The 23063-nt window shown below is 36.6% G+C and carries 23 protein-coding genes; 9 read left to right on the forward strand and 14 right to left on the reverse strand.

Annotation, left to right across the window (positions count from 1 at the left end; translation table 11 throughout):
* Positions 1–22: 22 nt before the first annotated feature.
* Entirely contained in the window at positions 23–613 is a 591-nt protein-coding gene (locus I2F23_RS04280; RefSeq protein WP_195771326.1) for a hypothetical protein, read from the reverse strand.
* 384 nt (positions 614–997) lie between these two features.
* Between I2F23_RS04280 and dapD the strand changes: the two genes are divergently transcribed.
* The 5 genes from dapD to I2F23_RS04305 all read left to right on the forward strand — a co-directional run bounded on the left by dapD (position 998) and on the right by I2F23_RS04305 (position 4247).
* Positions 998–1819: a 2,3,4,5-tetrahydropyridine-2,6-dicarboxylate N-succinyltransferase gene (dapD, locus tag I2F23_RS04285; protein ID WP_195771327.1), complete on the forward strand. Its 822-nt coding sequence runs from the start codon at positions 998–1000 to the stop codon at positions 1817–1819.
* Between the two features lie 73 nt (positions 1820–1892).
* Complete coding sequence (gene queE, locus I2F23_RS04290; RefSeq protein WP_195771328.1) at positions 1893–2606, forward strand: 7-carboxy-7-deazaguanine synthase QueE; 714 nt, start codon at positions 1893–1895, stop codon at positions 2604–2606.
* 31 nt (positions 2607–2637) lie between these two features.
* The gene (gene queC / locus I2F23_RS04295; protein WP_195771329.1) at positions 2638–3306 is read left to right on the forward strand and encodes a 7-cyano-7-deazaguanine synthase QueC; all 669 of its coding nucleotides are present in this window, start codon (positions 2638–2640) and stop codon (positions 3304–3306) included.
* Between the two features lie 13 nt (positions 3307–3319).
* On the forward strand, positions 3320–3721 hold the full coding sequence (locus I2F23_RS04300) for a hypothetical protein (protein ID WP_195771330.1): 402 nt from the start codon (positions 3320–3322) through the stop codon (positions 3719–3721).
* A gap of 64 nt (positions 3722–3785) precedes the next feature.
* Positions 3786–4247 carry a peroxiredoxin gene (locus I2F23_RS04305; protein WP_195771331.1) on the forward strand — a complete coding sequence of 154 codons (462 nt, stop codon included), beginning with the start codon at positions 3786–3788 and terminating at the stop codon, positions 4245–4247.
* 28 nt (positions 4248–4275) lie between these two features.
* On the opposite strand, the gene I2F23_RS04310 is transcribed toward I2F23_RS04305, so the two are convergent.
* The 9 genes from I2F23_RS04310 to I2F23_RS04350 all read right to left on the reverse strand — a co-directional run bounded on the left by I2F23_RS04310 (position 4276) and on the right by I2F23_RS04350 (position 13810).
* Entirely contained in the window at positions 4276–4848 is a 573-nt protein-coding gene (locus tag I2F23_RS04310) for a YceI family protein (protein ID WP_195771332.1), read from the reverse strand.
* Between the two features lie 32 nt (positions 4849–4880).
* Entirely contained in the window at positions 4881–5447 is a 567-nt protein-coding gene (locus I2F23_RS04315; RefSeq protein WP_195771333.1) for a nicotinate-nicotinamide nucleotide adenylyltransferase, read from the reverse strand.
* Positions 5448–5508: 61 nt separating this feature from the next.
* Entirely contained in the window at positions 5509–5826 is a 318-nt protein-coding gene (locus I2F23_RS04320; protein WP_195771334.1) for an NGG1p interacting factor NIF3, read from the reverse strand.
* Positions 5827–5895: 69 nt separating this feature from the next.
* Entirely contained in the window at positions 5896–6783 is an 888-nt protein-coding gene (gene pstB, locus I2F23_RS04325; protein WP_213014657.1) for a phosphate ABC transporter ATP-binding protein PstB, read from the reverse strand.
* A 16-nt stretch (positions 6784–6799) separates the two neighbouring features.
* The gene (gene pstA, locus I2F23_RS04330; RefSeq protein ID WP_195771335.1) at positions 6800–8182 is read right to left on the reverse strand and encodes a phosphate ABC transporter permease PstA; all 1383 of its coding nucleotides are present in this window, start codon (positions 8180–8182) and stop codon (positions 6800–6802) included.
* 2 nt (positions 8183–8184) lie between these two features.
* A complete protein-coding gene (pstC, locus tag I2F23_RS04335; protein ID WP_195771336.1) occupies positions 8185–9564 on the reverse strand; it encodes a phosphate ABC transporter permease subunit PstC in 1380 nt (459 codons plus the stop codon).
* Between the two features lie 77 nt (positions 9565–9641).
* A complete protein-coding gene (locus tag I2F23_RS04340) occupies positions 9642–10673 on the reverse strand; it encodes a PstS family phosphate ABC transporter substrate-binding protein (RefSeq protein ID WP_195771337.1) in 1032 nt (343 codons plus the stop codon).
* A 239-nt stretch (positions 10674–10912) separates the two neighbouring features.
* Entirely contained in the window at positions 10913–12430 is a 1518-nt protein-coding gene (locus I2F23_RS04345; protein ID WP_195771338.1) for a pyridoxal phosphate-dependent decarboxylase family protein, read from the reverse strand.
* 3 nt (positions 12431–12433) lie between these two features.
* On the reverse strand, positions 12434–13810 hold the full coding sequence (locus I2F23_RS04350) for a diaminobutyrate--2-oxoglutarate transaminase (RefSeq protein WP_195771339.1): 1377 nt from the start codon (positions 13808–13810) through the stop codon (positions 12434–12436).
* Positions 13811–14266: 456 nt separating this feature from the next.
* On the opposite strand from I2F23_RS04350, the gene I2F23_RS04355 reads away from it, so the two are divergent.
* A complete protein-coding gene (locus I2F23_RS04355) occupies positions 14267–14968 on the forward strand; it encodes an SIMPL domain-containing protein (protein ID WP_195771340.1) in 702 nt (233 codons plus the stop codon).
* A gap of 47 nt (positions 14969–15015) precedes the next feature.
* Here the strand turns inward: I2F23_RS04355 and I2F23_RS04360 are convergent, their stop codons facing one another.
* Positions 15016–15459, reverse strand: coding sequence for an Ivy family c-type lysozyme inhibitor (locus tag I2F23_RS04360; RefSeq protein ID WP_195771341.1), 444 nt, complete (start codon positions 15457–15459; stop codon positions 15016–15018).
* A 249-nt stretch (positions 15460–15708) separates the two neighbouring features.
* On the opposite strand from I2F23_RS04360, the gene I2F23_RS04365 reads away from it, so the two are divergent.
* On the forward strand, positions 15709–15969 hold the full coding sequence (locus tag I2F23_RS04365) for a hypothetical protein (protein WP_195771342.1): 261 nt from the start codon (positions 15709–15711) through the stop codon (positions 15967–15969).
* 32 nt (positions 15970–16001) lie between these two features.
* On the opposite strand, the gene I2F23_RS04370 is transcribed toward I2F23_RS04365, so the two are convergent.
* Both I2F23_RS04370 and I2F23_RS04375 read right to left on the reverse strand, forming a co-directional pair.
* Positions 16002–17096 carry a fatty acid desaturase family protein gene (locus I2F23_RS04370; protein ID WP_195771343.1) on the reverse strand — a complete coding sequence of 365 codons (1095 nt, stop codon included), beginning with the start codon at positions 17094–17096 and terminating at the stop codon, positions 16002–16004.
* Between the two features lie 13 nt (positions 17097–17109).
* On the reverse strand, positions 17110–18183 hold the full coding sequence (locus tag I2F23_RS04375) for a flavin reductase family protein (protein WP_195771344.1): 1074 nt from the start codon (positions 18181–18183) through the stop codon (positions 17110–17112).
* A gap of 145 nt (positions 18184–18328) precedes the next feature.
* On the opposite strand from I2F23_RS04375, the gene fabR reads away from it, so the two are divergent.
* Both fabR and I2F23_RS04385 read left to right on the forward strand, forming a co-directional pair.
* Positions 18329–19021 carry an HTH-type transcriptional repressor FabR gene (fabR, locus tag I2F23_RS04380; protein WP_195771345.1) on the forward strand — a complete coding sequence of 231 codons (693 nt, stop codon included), beginning with the start codon at positions 18329–18331 and terminating at the stop codon, positions 19019–19021.
* Between the two features lie 63 nt (positions 19022–19084).
* A complete protein-coding gene (locus I2F23_RS04385; protein WP_195771360.1) occupies positions 19085–20098 on the forward strand; it encodes an AI-2E family transporter in 1014 nt (337 codons plus the stop codon).
* A 43-nt stretch (positions 20099–20141) separates the two neighbouring features.
* Here I2F23_RS04385 and rapA read toward each other — a convergent pair whose 3' ends face one another.
* Entirely contained in the window at positions 20142–22976 is a 2835-nt protein-coding gene (rapA, locus tag I2F23_RS04390; protein WP_195771361.1) for an RNA polymerase-associated protein RapA, read from the reverse strand.
* Positions 22977–23063 lie beyond the last annotated feature (87 nt).

Below are 23063 nucleotides of genomic sequence, written 5' to 3' on the forward strand. Positions count from 1 at the left end.
CTTTCTAGGTGCTTTTTTAATATTAAAATTTATAAATGATTCCGATCTTTGCAACAGGTAACCACTGATATTGATGCTCATTTTTTAATTGATTCGCTATATAACTCTGATCGGTATCTACATGGGGTTGCCCCAAATAATATGCTCCTATTTCACCAAAAGCCCCCCAATGCGGCGTAAGTAGTGCCCTTATACCCAGACCCACGTAAGGAGATATCGAGTGGCGATAAGATACTGGCACATTCCGATTATCAATATTTAAAGAATAGCTTTTACGAATATACCCTGCACCACCTGTAATATAGGTCGACTGAATAATCGTTTTTTCGCTTCTACCCCATGGGTAATAAATCGCATTTATATAAGTGTTAGCATAATGATGTTGATGAACCTGATATTTATTTTCTGAAATATTGACATGGTTCTGCCAATTTAAATCTCCGATACCATGTTCATAGCCTAAAATAAGATTTGTATGGCTACCTAAATCCCAATTTATTGCAATACCTAGACCATTTAGACCAACATCTGCACTTAATGCGCTTGGAATATATTGTACAGCAGTAGATTCTCCGCCCTGAATAACTTGTTCATCGGCAAATAAATTAGTCATATTTAGAGCACTACATACAACGATACAAAAAAGGAATTTATTCACACTATACTCAATATTCAACTTTCATCATCACTATTATTTAATTTTTCTAAGAAGTACTAAACATCAGCTTTTTGAGGTTTACTCTATTGTATCGTGCAATATGCTTAAAATCTTGGTTGTTTAAGTTTAAATATTTACATTTTGTAGTAGATAGGTTTAAACGCCTATTTTATGAAAATATTCAATTTTTTCTAACTAATGAATTGACTTTTCTAAATATAAACGCACAATCAAAAAAGCCTCTTTCATGAGGTATGATAAAATTTACAGTCCACCACGGACTGTTTTTAGTGTAAAATTAAGATAGTTTTTAAATTAAACAAGATTTGGAAGAATATTATGTCTGAACTTTCAACGATAATTGAACAAGCTTTTGAGAATCGTGCGAATTTTACAGCTGCAGATTGCCCTGCAGAAGTTCGTCATGCTGTTGATGAGGCACTTAAAGGTTTAGACAATGGTTCATTACGCGTTGCTGAAAAAATTAATGGGGAATGGACTGTTCATCAATGGTTAAAGAAAGCTGTTCTACTATCATTTAAGTTAAATGACAACAAACCTGTTGAAGCAGGTGATCTTGCATTCTTTGATAAAGTAGACACTAAATTTGCAGGTTGGACGGAAGCACAATTTAAAGAAGCAGGTGTTCGTGTTGTACCACCAGCTGTTGCACGTCGTGGTAGCTTCCAAGCAAAAAATGTTGTACTTATGCCTTCTTACGTAAACATTGGTGCATATGTAGACGAAAACACGATGGTAGATACATGGGCAACTGTTGGCTCATGTGCTCAAATCGGTAAAAATGTACACTTATCAGGTGGTGTTGGTATTGGTGGTGTATTAGAGCCATTACAAGCAAACCCAACCATCATTGAAGATAACTGCTTCATCGGTGCACGTTCAGAAATTGTTGAAGGTGTTATTGTTGAAGAAGGTTCTGTTATTTCTATGGGCGTATATATTGGTCAGTCAACACGTATCTATGATCGTGAAACTGGCGAAATTCATTACGGCCGTGTACCAGCAGGTTCTGTGGTTGTTCCGGGCAGTCTTCCATCTAAAGATGGCAAATATAGCCTATATGCAGCAATCATTGTGAAAAAAGTAGATGCACAAACTCGTGCAAAAACTAGCTTAAATGATTTACTTCGCGCCGACTAATTTTCGTATCTATTGAGTCTCTACAACCAATAGGTTGTGGAGATTTTTCTTTTTTAATATGGTTGATTTTGCTATGAACTCTCCCCTTCGCTCAACAACAATTCCTGTTACGGATCCTTCATCTGGACTACGTATCACAGAGATTTTTTACTCATTGCAAGGTGAAGCAGATACAGCAGGATTACCCACCGTATTTATTCGTCTAACAGGTTGTCCTCTACGTTGCACATATTGTGACACCACCTATTCATTTGAAGGTGGAAAAAGACAATCCTTAGAAAGTATTATTGAAGAAGCCAAGTCTCATCATACCCCTTACATCTGTGTAACAGGTGGAGAACCACTGGCTCAACCAAATTGTATTCCATTACTAAATGAATTATGTCATTTAGGGTTTGAAGTTTCACTCGAAACAAGTGGTGCACTCAGTGTCGCACAAGTAGATGCACGGGTATCTAAAGTTCTAGATTTAAAAACACCAACATCTGGTGAATCACATCGTAATTTAATTGAAAATTTTGAATATTTAACTGCAAAAGACCAAATCAAGTTCGTTATTTGTAACCGTGAAGATTATGAATGGTCAAAAGAACAAGTTAGAAAGTATCAACTTGAGAAGAAGGTCAATACCGTCTGGTTCTCACCTGCATTTGCAGTAGAAAAAGCCAATGCCAAACTTCCTGCTTTTGCAAGAAATCTCGCTCAATGGATTTTAGAAGACCGACTTCCTGTCCGCTTCCAACTACAGCTACATAAGCTACTTTGGCAAGACGAAACAGGACGTTAATTCAACCCTACATATACTTTGGAGAAAATACATGCGCCCTCGTGCTATCGTTTTATTGTCTGGTGGATTAGACTCAACAACCTGTTTAGCTTGGGCGCAATCCAATTATGACTGTATTGCACTAAGCTTCCAATATGGTCAACGTTCTTCTACAGAACTTGAAGCAGCAAAACACTTAACTGAAAAAGCCAATATCCCTCATCGTATTATTAATATTGATCTTGGAAATCTTGGTGGTTCTGCTCTCACAGACCATAGTATTGATGTGCCAGAAGAAGCACAATCAGGTATTCCAATTACCTATGTTCCTGCAAGAAACACGATATTTTTGTCTTATGCCTTAGCAGCAGCAGAAGTTTTCCAAGCAGAAGCCATTGTAATTGGTGTTAATGCTGTAGATTATTCTGGCTATCCAGATTGCAGACCTGAGTTTGTTGAAGCTTTCGCACATTTGGCTGCTTTAGCAACAAAAGCAGGTGTTGAAGGGAAACCACTTAAAATTGAAACACCTCTGTTACATTTATCCAAAGGGAATATTATACGTTTAGGCATCGAACATGGTGTAGACTACAGTCAAACTGTTTCTTGCTATCAAGCAGATGAACAAGGACGTGCTTGTGGTAAGTGTGATAGTTGTCGCTTACGTAAAGAAGGATTTCTCGAAGCGAAAGTTGATGACCCTACACGCTATGTTTCATAAAAAGGTAAATTATATGAATTTGTTAAAATCAAAATTAATTCTCTCAACATTATTTGCTTCAGTTGCTTTTACAGCAACAGCTTCGCATGCTGCTCAAGATCCATCTAAAAGTACAAACGTACATGCAGCACTTGTAAGTAACTGTAAAGAAAGTGCAAGCAAAGCGGGTAAACTAACTGCTTCTGAAGCAGATAAATTCTGCCAATGCCAAGTAGAAGCAGAAGGTAAAATTACAAAAGCTCAAGAATGGCAAATTATTAGCACAGTGAACCAGAAAAAGAGCCCAAGCACTCTACCTTTCATCCAACAACAAAACAAAGAAATCCAAAACTGTTTTGGTCCTCAGTTAACTGCTAAACTTAAAGCACTTACTGAAGAAGCGATGAAACAACAGGCTCAAGCAGCTTCTAAATAATATCGTTACATACAAAAACTAGCCACTTTATGTGGCTAGTTTACTTTTCGGAGATAACTTTTTTATGTCAGAACAAATAGATTTACCTAACCAAGAATTTGCAACAACTTCTGGCCATATCAACCTATCTGAATACCTACATGAATGGCTAATTATTTATTTTTACCCTAAGGATTCGACACCTGGATGTACAACACAAGCTGTTGGATTTTCTTGTTTAAAAGATCAATTCAATGCACTAAATACTCAGATCATTGGAGTATCTCGTGACTCTGTAAAAACACATCAGAACTTTACTACAAAGCAAAATCTCACGATCGACCTTATTAGCGACAAAGAAGAAATTCTATGTAAGCATTTTGATGTGATTAAAGAAAAAAATATGTATGGTAAGAAAGTCTTTGGTATTGAGCGATCAACCTTTATTTTTCATCAAGGAAAGCTTGTAAAAAGCTATAGAAAAGTTAAAGCTGCTGGCCATGCAGAACAGGTTTTAGAAGATTTAAAAACACTGCAATCAATATAAAGTAAAAGTCAGTACTCTCATACTGACTTTATTTTTTAACCAATGAACCATCTACAAAGATATCAACATGATCGGTTAAAGAACCAAATTTAGACTGCATTGCAAAATTCTTTGTCTGTATTTGTGTAGCAGCTTTAAAGTCGAATGTTCCGTCACTATCAGGTTCAATAGTGGTATAGAATACAACTTGTCTGGTTTTACCCTTAATCGTCAAGTTACCAAAAACATTGTATTTGTTGCTTCCTAGAGACTGTATTTGTGTACTATCAAATGTTATTTCTTTATATTTAGCAACATCAAATAAATCTTCACTCAGTAGCATATCATGCAAGGTACTATTACTTAGGTCTATGCTATCTACCTGAATGACAAAGTGAATTTGTGTTTGATCTAAATGATTTGGATCAAATCGAATATTAGATTCAACTTGTTGAAAATCGGCATCAATGACTTTCATTCCCAATTTTTTAATGAAAAATCCGACTTCCCCATCATCGGCAAATTTTAAATCTGCTGCGTTTACAATACTCGTGCTTGCTATTAAGCAAAATAAAGAAACTATAGATAGGCATCGAATCATTGCCTTTTTTATATTAAGCACATGCTGCCCCAATCATAAGTACACACCATAGTTTAGTTAGATTTTCCAACCTGATCCTTAAAAAATTGTGTCCTAAGCGTATCATACATTGGATTTTTCATGAAAGATTTTAGAAATTTGATCGTTCCATGAGGAAAATATTGTTCCTGAATTTCACCTGCATAAAAAGCTTCCCTAATAGGTGTTGCCGACAAAGCATTTTCCAGACTGTCTAGCTCGACCAATTTCCAATCTGGAAAAAGTGCCAAATAATATGACGAGTTATCTTTAAAATGACCAATCAAACCAATTTTCTGATTTAATCCTGTTTTTTCTAATACTTTCTCCTTGACCAACGCGACCCATTTTTTATCATCATATACATCGACAATATGTACAAATATAATCCTTTTACAATCTTCTTCGTTAAAATTAGATAAGATAATCTGCTCACGTTCTTGTACTAAAAATGGATTCTTGGTGGTACGCTCTGGTTGTGCAGAGCCTAAAGCAATAATAACGTATTTACTTTGTTCTAAAGCCAACTCTACTGTTTTCATATGTGCCAAATGAAATGGCTGAAACCTTCCAATGAAAACGAGATAATCTAAAGTATCCATAAGTATTTTTTCAAAAATCGTTTTTTTATAATAAAAAATATATCCAATGCAAGCAAATATATTATTTTTTCAGTGAGTATAGCGCTATTAATTCAAATGCAGGCTCTTCATATGGATGTGCTTCTACTAATCTCTTGCATATATGATCAACAAGGGTTTCATCAATCAGAATCTCTACTCTCCATTCTTCTAATGTGGTTAACTCCTCAAGGTTTCCAATAAATGGTTCAGCACCTTTTGCAGGCTTAAACTGTCCAATTCCTTTGGTCTGCCAAGCACATTCTCGGTAATGATCACTACATCCCCCACCTGCATCAAAAATAGCATTTTTAGTTATTTCTAAATGAGAGGTCGGTACAAAATAAATAAGTTTTAACATAATTTACCTTGGCTTCCTACATTAAAAAAGCCTCTAAGTCTTAGAGGCTTTACAATAAAAAAGCGATTCTTAACCAAAACGACCAGTAATATAGGCTTCAGTCAATTGATGGTCTGGTTGAGTAAACACTTTCTCAGTAGAGTTTACTTCTATTAGATCACCTAAATGGAAATATGCTGTACGATTCGATACCCTTGCTGCTTGTTGCATTGAGTGTGTCACAATTGCAATTGTATATTGTGTAGATAACTCAGAAATAAGCTCTTCAATTTTTGCTGTAGCAATCGGATCCAATGCAGAGCAAGGTTCATCCATAAGAATAACGTCTGGACTAACTGCAATGGTACGCGCAATACATAAACGTTGTTGCTGACCACCCGATAAACTTGTACCGGGTTGGTTTAAACGTTCTTTAACTTCTTCCCAAAGTCCTGCTTTTCTTAGGCTATTTTCAACAATCTCTTCTAAGTCGTATTTATTACGTGCTAAACCATGGAGTTTTGGTCCATATGCAACATTATCGAAAATCGATTTTGGAAATGGGTTTGGTTTTTGAAATACCATACCCACCTGAGCTCGCAGTAAAACGACATCTAAGCTTGGATCATAAATATCTTGCTGATCCAGCATCACTTTTCCAGTTACCTTACAGCTTTCAATCGTATCGTTCATACGGTTGAGCGTACGAAGAAATGTAGATTTACCACAGCCTGACGGACCAATAAAAGCAACAACTTCGTTTTGATAGATATCTAAATCTATTCCTTTAATTGCTTCACTTTCGCCATAATATACGTGTACATCTTCTGTACGCAATTTGATTTTCTTTTTTGCATCATTCGATGATGGCGCAACGCTTGGTTGTTCAAAACTACCAATACTAATACGAGATTGTGCTTGATCTGTTGTCATATCTTTTTGATTCTGCTCTGTACGAGTTGGATTTAATGTATTCATAATAGACGCTCTCCAATTACCAACGTACTTCAAATTTCTTTCTTAGCCAAATAGCCAAACCATTCAAACCGATCATCATTGCTAACAATACAATAATCGCTGCTGCGGTTCTTCCTTCAAAGAAATTACGCAACTCATTACCTTGCCATAAGAAAATTTGTACAGGTAATGCTGTTGATTGATCTACTGGTGTTGTCGGAACACTTGCAACGAAAGCACTCATTCCAATTAATAATAAAGGTGCAGTTTCGCCTAATGCTTGTGCTACACCAATAATTGCACCCGTCAAAATTCCCGGTAGCGCTAAAGGCAACACGTGATGAAACACTGTTTGTACTTTAGATGCACCTAAGCCTTGCGCAGCCTGACGAATTGAAGGCGGAACAGCTTTTAAAGATGCACGTGTTGTAATAATTACTGTAGGTAAAGTCATTAAACTTAATACTAGACCACCTACTAACGGTGCAGACAGTGGTAAATGCATCCAACCAATAAAAATAGCTGCACCGAGTAAACCAAATACAATCGATGGTACAGCAGCTAGGTTATTAATATTAACTTCAACGATATCTGTTAATACACTTTTTTTCGCGAATTCTTCAAGATAAATTGCACTTGCTACACCGATAGGAATAGAAACAAAGATTACAATAAGCATCATGAATAAAGAGCCAACAAATGCACCAGCTAAACCACTGCTTGCAGGTGAGCTCCGCGAATCTGTATTGGTAAAAATCTGAAAATTGAACGTGTTTTGTAAAATATCTTTTGCTTTTAACTCATCTGCAAGTGATCTTACTTCCGGGCTTAATTGCTGTTGCTCATCTGGTAAAGAGCGATCAATTTTTCCAGATAACCATACATCTACGTTCGCATCTGCAAGTAGCTTTACCTCAACTGTTTTACCAATCAAACTTGGGTCTGCAAAAACCATATCTCTTAAGCGATAGGTTTCTGAGCTTGTATAAATGCTACTGAGCTCATCCTGCTTGCTTTGGATATCTTTATGCTGTGCAACGACTGATTTGGCGATAATACCATCCCAATCGACCATGCCCATTTTTGTTTGCCAATCGACATAGCGCTCATTAAATACCGCTGGCGATTCATTACTTTCTTTAACTGGTGGTGCACCTGCATCAATAATTTTTGGATCGAAATACACTGGTACAGTTAAACTGGTTTGCCAAAATGCAGGTAAACCTTTATATAAAATACTACCAAATAATATAGCAACGAACATCAAACCAATACAAACTGCACTGAATCCGAAGATCTTAAACCGCTTCTCTTTTCTATGACGCTTACCCAAAGACTGCATAATCAATTTTTTTCTTTGATCACTTTGCTCTTTCACTGTAAGCGTTTCCGCAGATGTAGATGTATTCATAGTATTCATGCTCATTCGTATTGCTCGCGATATTTACGCACGATATACAGTGCAACAATATTTAAGCCCAAAGTAATTACAAATAAAGTCAGACCTAATGCAAAGGCAACCAACGCTTGAGGACTTGCGAAATCAGTATCTCCAGTCAGCTGATTTACAATCGTTACTGTCACTGTGGAAACTGCTTCCAATGGATTAATTTGAAGCAATGGGCTATTTCCTGCTGCGAGTACAACAATCATTGTCTCGCCAATGGCACGAGATGCAGCCAATAAAAATGCTCCGATAATACCGGGAAGTGCTGCCGGCAGAACCACTTGGCGAATCGTTTCAGACTTTGTTGCCCCTAAACCTAAAGAGCCATCACGTAAAGTTCTTGGTACCTGAGTGATAATGTCATCCGATAATGAAGATACAAATGGAATAATCATTACACCCATGACAAAGCCTGCGGTAAGTGCACTGGTCGCATTAATATGTAAACCGACACTGTCTCCCAACATTTTAAAAAATGGCCCTACTACCATTAACGCAAAGACACCATAAACAATTGTTGGAATACCTGCCAAAATTTCAATTGTTGGTTTCGCCCATGCTCTTAAACGAGGTGATGCATACTCTGCAAGATAGATTGCAATAAATAGTCCAATTGGAATCGCGACCAAAAGCGCAATAATACTGACTAAAATAGTACCCCATAACAATGGAAGTAAACCGTAACTTCCCTCAGCATTTCCTGTCGTACTAAATCCAGGGTTCCATTCACGTCCAAAGAAAAAGGCTGATGGCTCTACAAAATGGAAAAATCTCAATGCTTCACTCAGCATTGACATTACAATCCCGATTGTCGTTAAAATTGCAACGCCAGAACATAATGCCAGACTAATACTAATCATTCGTTCAACGTAATTACGTGCACGAAAACTTTTATTTATTTTTCTATTTGCAAAAACAAGACCTGCCAGTGCAATAGAAATAACCACTACAAATTGTGCGTAGTTTCCAATGCTCAATGCTTCTGCATATTGTTTTGCTATTGCAAGTTCATACGGTTGTGCTTGATCAGTCACGCCAAAACCCGATGCAATTGCTTTCACACGATCCAATAGAACAGATTTTCCTGCTGGATCGAGATGAGACAAAACATCTGCTGGTACTTGACTGAAAACCATATGACTTAACATCATTGGCTCAAACAAGCTCCATAATATAAAAATCAAGCATGATGGAATACCACACCATAAAGCAACCAATGAACCATAGTAACCAGGTCTTGAGTGCAGTACAGCCGAATTATTTCCCTGACCCGCTATATTACGACTCTTTTTCAGACCAAGCTGATAGCCTATTGCAATAAAAGCAAGTAATACACCTATAAGAAGCAGATTCATCTTCTCTCCGCTATTTATTTCTAAAATATAAAAAAAGGTGAAAGTGAGCCCCCTCACTCCACCTTTTTAAAAGCTAATTACTTAACAGACTTTCCTGCTTTAAAGTCAGCTAATATTTGAGCACGCTCAGCATCTGACATAGAAATTAAGCCTGCTTTATCAAGCTTTGAATTTTTTCCTGAGATTTTCTTATTTAGGAAAAACTCTACATACTGAGGTAATCCTTTAATTACTTTCGTATGTTCTCCTTTTACATAAAAGTAAAGTGGACGAGAGACAGGATACGTACCATCAAGTACAGTATGCTCACTTGGAGTAACATTGTTCACCGTTGCTACACGTAAACGATCTTTGTTTTGGTCATAGAAACCTAAACCGAATACACCAACTGCATTTGGAGAAGTTTTTAAACGTGCTAATGTTTCTGTGTAATCACCTGCAATTTCTACAACGCGGCCATCTTTACGGAAGTTAGAACATGCTTTTTGCTGGGCATCTTTTGGCAATCCTTTGAAGTAGCTGTATGTTTCACAACCTGCTTCAACCATTTTTTCTTGGAAAACTTCACGTGTTCCATGATTAGATGCAGGAATGACCAATGTAATTGGCTCATTTGGTAAAGCAGCATCAATTTGATTCCAATGTGTATACGGGTTTGGTACTAGTTTCCCATTAGATGGCAATTGAGCAGCCAACGCAGTAAATACATGATATGGTTTTAGATGAAAGGCTGGCTTTGATGCATTCGACGCAAAAACAATACCATCGTAACCAATTTTAATTTCTTGTATTTTTTTCACACCAGCTTTGTGACAAGTTTCAAGCTCTGATTCTTTAATTTTACGAGATGCATTTGCGATATCAATCGTATTGTCGCCCACACCTTGGCAGAATTGTTTTAAACCACCAGATGTACCACCAGAACCAACTACAGGTGTTTTAAATTGTGGGAAGGTGTTACCGAACTCTTCTGCTACAATACTTGCATAAGGGAGTACAGTTGAAGAACCAGCGATTTGAATTGTTTCACGTGCTGCATTTGCATTAAGTGCACATGCTGCGCTAGAAATTGCTAATGCGATTGCCGCATATTTCTTACTTAATTTCATTGTCATCTCTCAAAACCTAAAAGTGATATCGCTGGTGCTACTGAGCAATATCTTGTCGTATTCTCTTGGAATCTATTTTGGTTTCTTTAAATGACAGTTTGGTTACATCTTTATGACACTTTAATTATAATTTATAGTCTTATACAAAATTCTAATTATTTAATATTAAATCCACCTTAATCACGCACAAAATATTATCATAAAAAAAGGCCACTTACGTGACCTTTTTCACTTTATTATCAATCAATTGGTGGTGTATATGTACCTGCCACAATTTGATCTTTAATACGATCTGACTCAGATTTAATTTGATCAAGCAAGCTTTTTACATTTTCTAATGTTACAACAGGACTTAATAGCGTCATTTTTAAAGACTGTGTATCACCCACTTTTGTTACACCGACATTTGCCTCACCACGCGCAAATAATTCATCTGCAACGTTTTGATTTAAGCTATCGATAAACTCTTTTGGATATCCTGTCGGCACTAATCTAAATAGCACAGATGCAAATTGTGGTTGAACCAACAATTCTAACTCATCGTCTGCTTGAATATAATCTGCAACTTCACGAGAAAGTTTAATACCATGATCAATCATTGAACCATAGAGTGTTTCACCTAAAGCTTCAACAGTCATCCATAGTTTCAGCGCATCAAAACGACGCGTTGTTTGCAACGATTTAGAAACAAGATTAGGTACGCCATGTTCTTCATCATAGGCAGAGTTTAAATATTCTGCTTCATAGTGCATGAAACGATAGTTCGCTTCATCCTTTAATAAGAATGCGCCACAACTAATCGTTTGGAAATAATGCTTATGGAAGTCTAATGTGACAGAATCTGCAAGCTCTAATCCATCTAACCAGTGGCGATAATCATTTGAAAGAATAAGTGCACCGCCCCATGCTGCATCTACATGCATCCATGTACCATAGGCTTCAGTAATTGCACGAATTTCTTTAAGAGGGTCAATTGCACCAGCATCAGTTGTACCTGCGGTTGCAACCACACAAGCTACAATTTTCCCTTCAGACTTCAAATGGGCCATCGTCTTTTCAAGCGCTTGGGTATCCATCTGAGCATTTTCATTTACAGGAACAGTGACTACAGACTGAAAGCCCATACCCATTAATGCCATATTCTTTTGTACAGAAAAGTGTGCATTTTCAGAACAAATGACTTTGACATTCTTCATCGCGTCACTTGGAATACCATCACTCTGTACAGAATGACCATTCCAGTGAGTTGCAATACACTTATCTCGCGCAAGCAAAACGCCCATCAAGTTAGACTGTGTACCACCTGAAGTAAATACACCTGCTTGCCCTGCGCCATAACCTACTTTCTGACGTAGCCAGTCAATCAGCTGGACTTCCATCAGAGAACCCGCAGGACTTTGATCCCACGAATCCATAGATTGGTTTGTTGCATTAATTAAAACTTCTGCAACTTGGCTAACCACCATTGTTGGACAATGTAAATGTGCTAAAGAGTGAGGATGATGTACTTTTAAACTTTTGTTGAGAAAAAGTTCAATCATACGTTGCAATGCAACTTGTACACCTAAACCTTCTTTGGTTGCATTAAATGAAATTGCAGAACGCAACTCTTTAATACTGCCACCTGTATACATTTTATCATTTTGCAACCAAGCACTTACCGCTTCAGTTGCTTTTTCCATTGCCGACTCATAGTCGGCAATAGATTGTGCATCATTGCAAAGCAATGATTGACGATGTTGTGCAAAATCAACCATGGGTTAAGCACCTCTTACAGAGGTAAGAGCCTCAGCAAGTGCTTTTTTGAAGCGCTTAATCAGTTCTTCAGTTTCTTCTTGCGTAATAATAAGTGGGCAAAGTAAACGGATAACTGTTCCGTTACGTCCACCTTTTTCAAGCAAGAGTTGATTATTGAAACATGCTGCTTGGATTGCTGCAGTCAACTTAGAGTCTGTAGGGAAAGATCCCATATGGTCTGCAGGTAAACGTTCATCAACGATTTCTACGCCAATCATTAATCCACGACCACGCACGTTACCAATACATGGAAACTCTTGTGCAAGCTTTTTAATTTCAGCTTGGATATAGTCGCCACGCTCTTGTGCATTTTGTGCCAAGTTTTGCTCTTTAATCACTTGTAAAGATGCAAGGCCTGTACCCATTGCCAATTGGTTACCACGGAATGTTCCCGTGTGCGCACCAGGTGACCATGCGTCAAATTTACGTTTAATACCTAATACAGCCAATGGCAAACTACCGCCAACCGCTTTTGACATCACAATAATGTCTGGTTCAATTCCTGCATGTTCAAATGCAAACATTTTACCTGAACGCGAGAAACCAGCTTGCACTTCATCGAGAATTAAAACGATACCATGCTTTTCTGTCACTTCACGGATTTTACGTAACCATTTTGTTGGTGCAACAACAACACCGCCTTCGCCCTGAATCGCTTCGAGAATAACAGCAGCAGGCTTTGTTACGCCACTTTCAACGTCTTCAATAAACTGTTCAAAGTAGTATGTTAATGCGTCTACACCCGCTTCTCCACCTAAACCAAGTGGGCAACGGTATTCATGTGGATACGGTAGGAACTGTACACCTGGCATCATATTGCTTACGGCATTTTTTGCGCCTAAGTTACCTGTTACAGATAACGAACCATGTGTCATACCATGATAGCCGCCAGAGAAGCTCACAACAGCGCCTCTACCTGTATACGTTTTTGCAAGTTTCATTGCAGCTTCTGTCGCATCTGCGCCAGACGGGCCACAAAACTGTAAGCAGTACTCTTCTTTACCGCCTGGTAAATGAGAAAGTAAAGTTTCAGTAAATTTATCTTTTAAAGGTGTAGTCAAATCTAAAGTATGTAATGGAACACCACTTGCGAGGGTATCTTGAATACTTTGGATCACTGCAGGATGATTATGGCCTAAAGCCAACGTTCCTGCCCCAGCTAAACAGTCAAGGTATTCTTTACCTTCAACATCCGTAACCCAACAACCTTGTGCTTTCGCTATTGCTAACGGCAATTTACGTGGATAACTACGAACATTCGATTCCATCTGACTTTGGCGAGTCAGGTAGTATTCGTTAGTAGAATTATTAGTGGCAGGATTCACAGAATTAACGCTCATATCGGATTACCATCTCTGATAAGGGTTGAAAGAAATAAGTCTGGTGACGTGTGGTCTTTTGACTCGGCGCTTTTAAGATTTCTAGTTAAGTATAAAGATATATAACTTATAACTAGGATAGGCGATGATACGCTTTTTTATATAAAAATAAAGACCCTTAAAAACTTTATTTTCATTAAATAAAACGATCATTTTTATTTACTTCTTCTCTAGTTTAAACATGAATGAGTTCAATCTTCAAATCAAAGATTTTCATTCGTCCACTGCTAAAACGAAAATTGTTCATCAAATCACAGAACAGATAAATAGAAATATTTAACCTGTTGTTTATCATATGCTTTCTAGCATTTCATTTTTATTAAAACTTATCAAAAATCTTACAAACCAGCTACAAAAAAAATCGTTCTTATCTAAAAGACTCAGTAATATTTTAGATGATATACATAGGATTATTTTATGAGATTTTTAATTTTATCTGGGTTACTTTGTGCTGTAACAACATCAACATTTGCTGTAGACAACGCGCCATTAAACTACGATGTGATTAATATACAAACAGATGCATCTAAAGAAGTAAATAATGATCAGATGCAAGCCGTACTTTTCATTGAAAAAAGCAGTAAACAGCCTTCAGATTTAGCAAATCAAATTACTTTAGCAATGAATAAAGCAAGTCAAATTACCAAAAACTATGCTCAGATTCAGACACAAACAGGTGGTCAAAGTACCTACCCTATTTACGACGAAAATCAAAAGTTGAAAGAATGGCGTAGTCGAGCAGAAATTCAACTAAAAAGTAGTGACTTTAAGGCCATGAGTTTAGCAATTAGTGAGCTACAAACAAGTTTCCAAATTTCATCTATTCACTTTAACGTTTCAGATGCACAACGTAAAAAAGTAGAAAATGAGTTGGTATTAGAGGCATCAAAAAGCTTCCAAGAACGTGCTAATGCTTTAACACAAGTTTGGAGAAAAAACACTTATCAGCTAATTAATTTAAATATAGATACCAATAATAATCAGCAGTTTGCACAGCCCATGATGTTACGTGCAAGTTTTGCAAAAGCTGCAGCAGTCAATGCAGACACTTCACAAAATTTTGATGCTGGAAATACTAAAATTACTGTAAATGCAAACGGTAGTATTCAACTTAAATAACGTGTTCAGTATGGGTCATTAAAATTCTAATGACCCAACTTCATGAGCTAAAAATTAAATTTCTGAGGATAGTTTTCTAAAGCCCCAGTTAAAGATGAAAGTAGAACAGTTTTAACTTCGATCGATATTTCAGCTTGATTCGTCATCCATGTTAATTGTTGTGTTCCTATTTTTTCATTAAACTTGGAATAAACTGCTGACGTTTCTTTTGTAGAGGGTGCATAAGCTACAACCAATTGTTCTGCAAAACAATTATGTGGTTGGCATACGTTAAATATCTGATAACTTTTATTACCAATATTGACTGTTTTTGTCGCAGATGTCGTCCCTTCTTGCTTGGTCCAACGAGGTAATGCCTTATTCAAGCTTATTTTTTTAAATTCAGCTTGCGCGACTTTATCAGATAAAAGCTGGTTTGGTTGTGCAGCATTTAGCTGTGTTACACCCATTATAGTAAATAAACCCAAAGCAATCAGATTCTTTTTTATCATTTGTATTACCCTTATATTGTTTTTCATCATTTTATTATTTCATTAAATTACGATTGAAATTTTATATTTATGTATTGTTCTTTCTCATGTCTCATAAAACATATTAATTTTTTATTCTTTTTTCTCATTCACGGTACAATATCAATATCAATATCATAAACTCTTTTTTAAAATATGAAATACTTTCACACTCATCATATTAGCTTCACTGAAGACAGCTCATTATCAACTATAGCATTTTACGATGATGTGGATGACCCAATTGATTTCATCATTCTTAGTCAAGGTATAAACCATGAGCTTATACTCACTTTAAACGATACCGACTGTGAATTTATAAATGTAATTGAAGAAATTAAAGTGCTTCATCAGACAGCCATAGTAAAAATTAAATCTGAAGAGCAAGACAATGTAGATTACGACTATATTGAAATTGAATTTGATGAACCTACCAATGATATACGGTCATTCATTAAAAAAGTTTGCCATACCTATTGTACAGTTTCATAAAAAAGCGCAGTTTAAACTGCGCTTTTAAATACTTACTTTTTAAATGGAAAAGCATATTTTAAGATACGTCCCATTACTTGGCTAGACTGTTTAAACAAGCTTGCATTGTTATAATTTAATCCATATTTTTTACAAACGGCCTCCACTTTTGGAGCCATGGTTCTGTAACGACGTGCCGGAACATCTGGAAATAGATGATGTTCAATTTGATGACTCAAGTGACCTGTAAGAATATGGAATAATTCGGAACCCTTTAAATTAGATGATCCACGAATTTGACGCATATACCAGTGTCCTTTGCTCTCATTTTGCAATACTGTTTTTGGGAACACCTCAACATCTTTCGTAAAATGACCGCAAAAAATCACGCTAAATGTCCATACATTACGAATTCCATTGGCAACAAAATTACCAAGCAATACAGGTAACGCACTTGGGCCAGCAATCAATGGAAAGAATACATAGTCCTTAAACAATTGTTTAGCAACTTTATCCTGAACAGGCTTCCACTCATCCCACAGCTCTTTTTTTGTTTTACGTCCTACAAAGAACTTTCCTAACTCAAGATTTTGTATTGCTACACCCCATTGGAATAACATACAAAATGGAAGGCTGTATAGTGGTTGCAATAAATGGCCTTTTTTCCATCTTTGCTCAGGGAAAAGACGAAGTAACCCATAACCAATATCGTCATCCATACCTTTAATATTGGTATAGGTGTGATGTGTATAATTATGTGTTTGACGCCAGTTATCTGCCGTACCTACAATGTCCCACTCGTAATTTTGACCCATAAATTTTGGATCATTCATCCAGTCATATTGTCCATGCATGACATTATGACCAACTTCCATATTCTCAATAATCTTGGACACTCCCAGTAACCCTGCTCCTAAAACAAATGCTGGCGGAAACCATCCAGCAAATAATAGAGCACGTCCTGCGATGCCTGTATAGCGTACTGCCGAATAAACTTTTCGAATATACTTTGCGTCTTTCTCGCCTAAGTCATCTAAAACTTCTTGCTTAATCTGATCTAATTCTTGAGCCAAAGCATCTAGTTCTGCTTGTGTTAACTCACGATTTTTAGGATTTTTAAAAAATTGTGTCTTTACCTGCATATTCATGATATGGCTCTCTTTATAAATCTAAAACAAGGTCAGACTTTGCTGAATTTACACAAATTCGCAATAAACTTCCCGGCTCTGAATTTTCTGCTTGTGTTGCTACATTTTTAGTCGTACCTGTAACTTTATGGCATGCACATTTATTACAAATACCCATACGACAGCCTGAAATTGGTTTCTCATTTGCATTTTCAAGTGCATCTAAAATTGACTGCCCTTTAGGAATTTCTAACACTTTATTAGAACGCGCTAAAGTGACTTGAACCGTACCTTCTTCAGTATTTTCTATAGGAGATAAACTAAAAGCTTCACTATCAAAGAGTTTTGCATCTTGAAATACCTCTTTTGCCAATTGAACAAAACCAGATGGTCCACAAGCAAAAACAACTTTATGATCGAGGTTTTCAATCTCCTGAGCATGCTCTTCATTTAAGCGTGAAGCCGTTGATGTTTCGGACTGTGTATAAAACACATCATATTTAAAGTGAGGATATTTCTGTGACCACTCATCAAAGATATCTACAAAAGCAGCCTGATCTTCATATTTAACCCAATACAATAAATGAACTTGATAATTAGCTAACTCTCCCGATTTTGCCAATGCATATAACATGCTATACATCGGGGTAATACCACTACCTGCTGCCAGTAAAATTAACTGTTTATCATCATAATTCTGCGGCAACATATCCCCATATGGCATACCAAATTCGATAACATCACCAATTTTGGAGGTATCACAAAGCCATGTACTGACAATACCATTCGGCACTTTTTTTAATGTCAGCTTCACATGTTCATCATCTAGCTGTGTCAAGCTATATGTTCTTTCTAAACGACGACCATCAATTTCAACAATAACAGGATGATGCTGACCAGCTAAACCAAACTTCATACGTTTGCTGCAACGAATTTTCAAAGAAACCGTATCGGCAGTAATATATTCTTTTTGGCAAATTTGTCCTAACACCTGGTGTGTTGACCATAATGGATTTAATTTTTGCATCCAAAAATTTAATAAATTACTGTCACAAACACTGCCAGATAAAAAATTTAAGGCTGTATTTTTTCGCTGTACTACATGCATCTAGGTCATCTCTAATTTATGACTTTTTAATTATTATACACATGTATATATATATGTATAGTATTTAATGAGCATCAAAACATTTCGTTACTCTATTCCTTATTCCATCCATATAAGGCTATAATCCAAGTAAAGATCATTTACCATGGATAGTATGGCCTCCTCATCAACAACAACTTCACATCCAATTGATGTATCGGTTACACCCATAAAAACTTCGGCACGTACAGTGGGTCGAAAAGCGACTATTACAAAAGAAGAATTATTCCAAGCAACACTTAACCTAATTGGGCCGCAAAAAAGTATTGCATCTCTCAGCTTACGCGAAATTGCGCGTGAAGCAGGAATTGCACCCAATAGTTTCTATCGACACTTTAAAGATATTGATGAACTGGCCATTGAACTTATTAATCGTGCAGGTCTTGTATTACGACAGATTATTCGTGAAGCCAGATTACAAGCAACTCAGCAAGACAGTATTATTCGCTCGTCTGTCGAAATTTTTTTACAGCAACTCGATACAGATGAAGGCTATCTAAGTTTACTTTTACGTGAAGGTTACACAGGCTCCATCTCTTATAAACAAGCAGTGGAACTACAACTGAATTTTTTTCAACAAGAATTACAAGAAGATCTCATCCGCTTAGAAGACTTGCATAACAGTAAAATGGCTCATCCAGAGATTGTTGCCATTGGTATTACTCAACTGGTCTTTAATATGGGTGCAAAAGTCCTCGACCTATCGTCAAAGGAGCGTCGTAGAACAGCTGAACAAACCATGCTTATGATACGTATGATCTTAGAAGGTGCACGTATGCTTGAACAACAACATAAGTAACTTTGCAAGCATATAAAACCAACGATTGTTTTTTATTATTTTTAAATTAAAAGCCGATAAATGATGAATCTATTCAGTGACCGCCAGTGTGTTATTGCAAGTTACATTCTTATACTTGTTGCATTAATTTGTATTATTCCCCTGCATTTACTTTCGAGTTTTTTTGCAGGATTTCTAATTTATGAAATCATTCGCTCAATGAGTGCAATTATTGATCGATACACCAAAAGCAATAAAACTAAAATTATTTCAAGTATTGTGCTTAGCGTTATCATTGTTTCTATTCTTATTTTAGGGCTAACGAGTCTAGTCAGCTTTGTATTACATGATTTACAAGGCTCTGGCCTTACAGCTTTTAGCAACCAAATCGATAAAACACTGGCCAGTATTCAACAAGAAATTGCACATTATTTACCAAGTTACATTCCTGAAGATGTTTCTGATACCAAAGATAATATTGTAGACTTTTTAAAAGACAATATTGAAACATTACGTCATGCAGGTACTGATCTTTTACATAATATCGCAACAGGGTTAATTGGTCTTATTATAGGTATCTTGGTTTCTTTGCAAACACGTAACAAAGAAGATGAACCTGCTTTCAAAGCAGCCATGTTCGATCGTATTAGTTACTTGGCTACATCTTTTCGTAATGTAGTTTTTGCACAAATTAAGATTTCTCTTATTAATACCGTTTTATTTATTATTTTTGCTTTTGTTATTTTACCTATTTTTGGTGTTAGCCTACCATTTATTAAAACATTAACTATTCTTACATTCATTTTTGGGTTAATTCCTATTGCTGGTAATCTGATTTCCAATTCACTGATTGTGATTGCAGGATTAACCATTTCCTTACCTGTTGCAACTGCATGTTTAGTATATTTAGTTCTTATCCATAAACTAGAATATTTTATTAATGCACAAATTATTGGTACAAAAATTAATGCTAAAGCTTGGGAAGTTCTCTTAGCAATGCTTATTTTCGAAGCAATTTTTGGTATGGGTGGCCTTATTGCAGCACCAATCTTTTATGCATATTTGAAATTAGAGTTGAAAGAAGCAAAAATGATTTAATAAAAAAGCCCTCAAATATGAGGGCTTTTTTTATTGTTCAAAATTATGCTTTTACAGTTACTAAAATTTGAATTGCTTCTGGAACTACAGAAAGATGATCAAGTAAACTCAAGCCTTCTGCTTGTAATTTCTGTAAACGTTCAATTTCATCTTGACGAATACTTGGATTAAAAGCTTTTAAATAAGTTAAACGATCAATCTCATACTGCCACTGCTTTGAATAATTTTCCTTTGCCTGTATTTTAAATGCAGGCAATTTCTCTTTAGCTAGGCCTAACGCTTGTTCATAACGCTCTTCAACTGTATCACGACGCGCTTTAACAATTTGACGGCAACTATTACCATCTAAATGCTTAAGATGTGGACGTAATATTTCAGGTGCTATTTTCCCTGATAAATCTTGTCCATTCTCACTAAGCAATACACGAATTAACTGTGTTGGCAAACTTGCAGGTAAATTCAATGCTTTTGGTGCAATCACATCAACTTTAAACCACACCTCAACCAATACAGCACCTGGTTTAATCGCATTTGATTTAAGTAGCGCGACATTCGTACTTCCAAACGATTGTGTACGAATCATTTCCATCATACTTTCAATAAATGGATGCTCTAATGTCAAATACTGTGCATCTTCACGAATTTGTGCTTGATCACGATAAAAAGTTGCCGTCATACCATCTTCTTCAAGAGTTAAACCTTGAACTTGCATTTGATCTGTCGGCTTAATAATTACTGTACCATTGCTTTGTTCATCAAAATCGATATTTGTTGATGACATAAATCTTTTTACAAACATAGGTAAAGTTGAATTATCATCATAATCATCTAAAGCCTGCACAATATTTTGTGCAACCACAGGACGGCATGAGTTATATTCGAGTAATCGATCTCGACCTTCTTGTAACTCTTGCTCTAGTGCCTGACGCTGAACCGTAACACGCGATAGAAGATCCTCGAATACTTCACCTTTATCTTCAAGTAGGCAATCTTTTAACTCTACAATAAAGTTTTCTTGTAGAGTTTGTGCCGTTGGTGAAATATGGTTAAAAATATTTAATGCTTCGTTATACCAACGGAACATTCTTTCTTGTGCAGTACCTAGCAAATAAGGCACATGAATTTGAATACGGTTTTCTTGACCAATACGGTCTAATCGCCCAATTCGTTGTTCAAGTACATCTGGATTTGCAGGTAAATCGAATAAAATTAGGTCGCTTGCAAATTGAAAATTACGTCCTTCAGAACCAATTTCTGAACACAATAAAATTTGTGCTCCGCCCTCTTCAGCAAAATATGCCGCAGCCTGATCTCGCTCTAACAGACTCATGCTTTCATGGAACATTGCCGTGCGAATGCCTGCATGTAAACGCAATGCGTTTTCTAAAGCCTCTACGACAGGGCCACTTCTTGCAATTAAAAGCACCTTTTTCTGTTTAAGGTCTTTACGCAAAATATCCATAAGCCATTCAACACGTGGATCATGTTGCATCCAAGCACCGTCTATCTGTGCCTCTTCTGGCCACATTTGCTCACGTAATTTACCATCTTTCGACCAGTTTTGTGGTGCAGGCAACGGTGCAGGCTGACAATCTCGACCAGGAAAGCCTTGAATTGCTTCACGTGTATTTCTAAATAAAATACGCCCTGTACCATGACGATCAAGTAACTCTTGAATGGCTTGATAACGCTGATCTTCTTGATCTTGTATGCGATGACCCAAAAGTTTTTCTAAAATTTGTAAATGATCTTCAGTCAGAGGTGTATCAGACATTAATACTTCTGCAATTTTCGCAGTATGTTGATACTTCTCTTCTTCATCCAAAAAGCGATCTAAACTACTAAAACGCTGAGGATCTAATAAGCGTAAGCGTGCAAAATGGCTTTCAACACCCAATTGTTCAGGTGTTGCAGTCAGTAAAAGCACACCAGCAGTTTGTTCAGCAAATTCATCTACCAGATCGTAACGATCGTTACCACCTTCTTCTTCATTCCACATTAAGTGGTGTGCTTCATCGACTACAAGTAGGTCGAATCCTGCTTCTAATGCCTGTTCACGTAAATCTTCGTGATCTACCATTAAATCAACACTTGCAATGATACATTGCTCAGTTTGGAATGGATTAAGCTCAGGATCATGCTCACGAATAGCAGCAGTACGTGTCAAATCAAAAATAGAGAAATTCAAGTTGAAACGACGACGCATTTCAATCATCCACTGATATTGTAATGAATCAGGGACAAGAATAAGTATACGTTCAGCACGTGCTGTTTTAAGTTGCTGGTGAATAATTAAACCCGCTTCAATGGTTTTGCCTAAACCCACTTCATCGGCTAACAAAACACGTGGAGCAAAACGCTTACCTACTTCATGCGCAATATAAAGTTGATGTGGAATTAATCCAACACGTGCACCAATCAAACCACGCAATGGGTTGGTTTTCATGTTGGCTTCCATCTGCAAAGCTTCTATACGTAAGTCGTACCAAGACTTTGCATCAACCTGACTTGCGAGTAGTCGATCTAAAGGTTTTGAAAGCTGAATATGTGCACCTAAGCGCGTTTCGTTTAACGTCTTTTTTTCAATCTCGCCATTTTCAAGAGTACGTACAGCATGATAACGAATTACACCAAAGCGCTCTTCAGCAGATTCCACCGTCCATGTCAGACCTTCTTGATCATGTAACTCATCTTTTACATTAAAAATAATACGAGATAATGGCGCATTTGTTTTTGCATAAACACGTGTTTCATCACTTTTAGGAAACAAAATGCTTACAGAACGCTCATCTACATCAATAACAACACCCAATCCAAGTTCTGTTTCTGTATCGGATAACCAACGCTGACCAATAGCGAACTGTTGCAATTTTCTCACCTTTTTTAAATTCATACTAAAAACAATACATTTGCTTTTAGTTTTAATACAAATATTTTCGCATAAAAACCACAAAAAAGTGAGTTT

Source organism: Acinetobacter pollinis (genome assembly GCF_015627175.1).
Taxonomy (GTDB): domain Bacteria; phylum Pseudomonadota; class Gammaproteobacteria; order Pseudomonadales; family Moraxellaceae; genus Acinetobacter; species Acinetobacter pollinis.

Bases quoted from the DNA above. Each gene is read 5' to 3' on its own strand.
- I2F23_RS04340 (WP_195771337.1), bottom strand. From the start codon at position 10,673: ATGAAATTAAGTAAGAAATATGCGGCAATCGCATTAGCAATTTCTAGC.
- I2F23_RS04300 (WP_195771330.1), top strand. From the start codon at position 3,320: ATGAATTTGTTAAAATCAAAATTAATTCTCTCAACATTATTTGCTTCA.
- I2F23_RS04345 (WP_195771338.1), bottom strand. From the start codon at position 12,430: ATGGTTGATTTTGCACAACATCGTCAATCATTGCTTTGCAATGATGCA.
- fabR (WP_195771345.1), top strand. From the start codon at position 18,329: ATGGATAGTATGGCCTCCTCATCAACAACAACTTCACATCCAATTGAT.
- I2F23_RS04355 (WP_195771340.1), top strand. From the start codon at position 14,267: ATGAGATTTTTAATTTTATCTGGGTTACTTTGTGCTGTAACAACATCA.
- I2F23_RS04280 (WP_195771326.1), bottom strand. From the start codon at position 613: ATGACTAATTTATTTGCCGATGAACAAGTTATTCAGGGCGGAGAATCT.
- I2F23_RS04315 (WP_195771333.1), bottom strand. From the start codon at position 5,447: ATGGATACTTTAGATTATCTCGTTTTCATTGGAAGGTTTCAGCCATTT.
- I2F23_RS04320 (WP_195771334.1), bottom strand. From the start codon at position 5,826: ATGTTAAAACTTATTTATTTTGTACCGACCTCTCATTTAGAAATAACT.
- I2F23_RS04375 (WP_195771344.1), bottom strand. From the start codon at position 18,183: ATGCATGTAGTACAGCGAAAAAATACAGCCTTAAATTTTTTATCTGGC.
- I2F23_RS04360 (WP_195771341.1), bottom strand. From the start codon at position 15,459: ATGATAAAAAAGAATCTGATTGCTTTGGGTTTATTTACTATAATGGGT.
- I2F23_RS04350 (WP_195771339.1), bottom strand. From the start codon at position 13,810: ATGAGCGTTAATTCTGTGAATCCTGCCACTAATAATTCTACTAACGAA.
- pstB (WP_213014657.1), bottom strand. From the start codon at position 6,783: ATGAATACATTAAATCCAACTCGTACAGAGCAGAATCAAAAAGATATG.
- queE (WP_195771328.1), top strand. From the start codon at position 1,893: ATGAACTCTCCCCTTCGCTCAACAACAATTCCTGTTACGGATCCTTCA.
- dapD (WP_195771327.1), top strand. From the start codon at position 998: ATGTCTGAACTTTCAACGATAATTGAACAAGCTTTTGAGAATCGTGCG.
- I2F23_RS04385 (WP_195771360.1), top strand. From the start codon at position 19,085: ATGAATCTATTCAGTGACCGCCAGTGTGTTATTGCAAGTTACATTCTT.
- pstA (WP_195771335.1), bottom strand. From the start codon at position 8,182: ATGAATACTATGAATACATCTACATCTGCGGAAACGCTTACAGTGAAA.
- I2F23_RS04305 (WP_195771331.1), top strand. From the start codon at position 3,786: ATGTCAGAACAAATAGATTTACCTAACCAAGAATTTGCAACAACTTCT.
- I2F23_RS04370 (WP_195771343.1), bottom strand. From the start codon at position 17,096: ATGAATATGCAGGTAAAGACACAATTTTTTAAAAATCCTAAAAATCGT.
- queC (WP_195771329.1), top strand. From the start codon at position 2,638: ATGCGCCCTCGTGCTATCGTTTTATTGTCTGGTGGATTAGACTCAACA.
- pstC (WP_195771336.1), bottom strand. From the start codon at position 9,564: ATGAATCTGCTTCTTATAGGTGTATTACTTGCTTTTATTGCAATAGGC.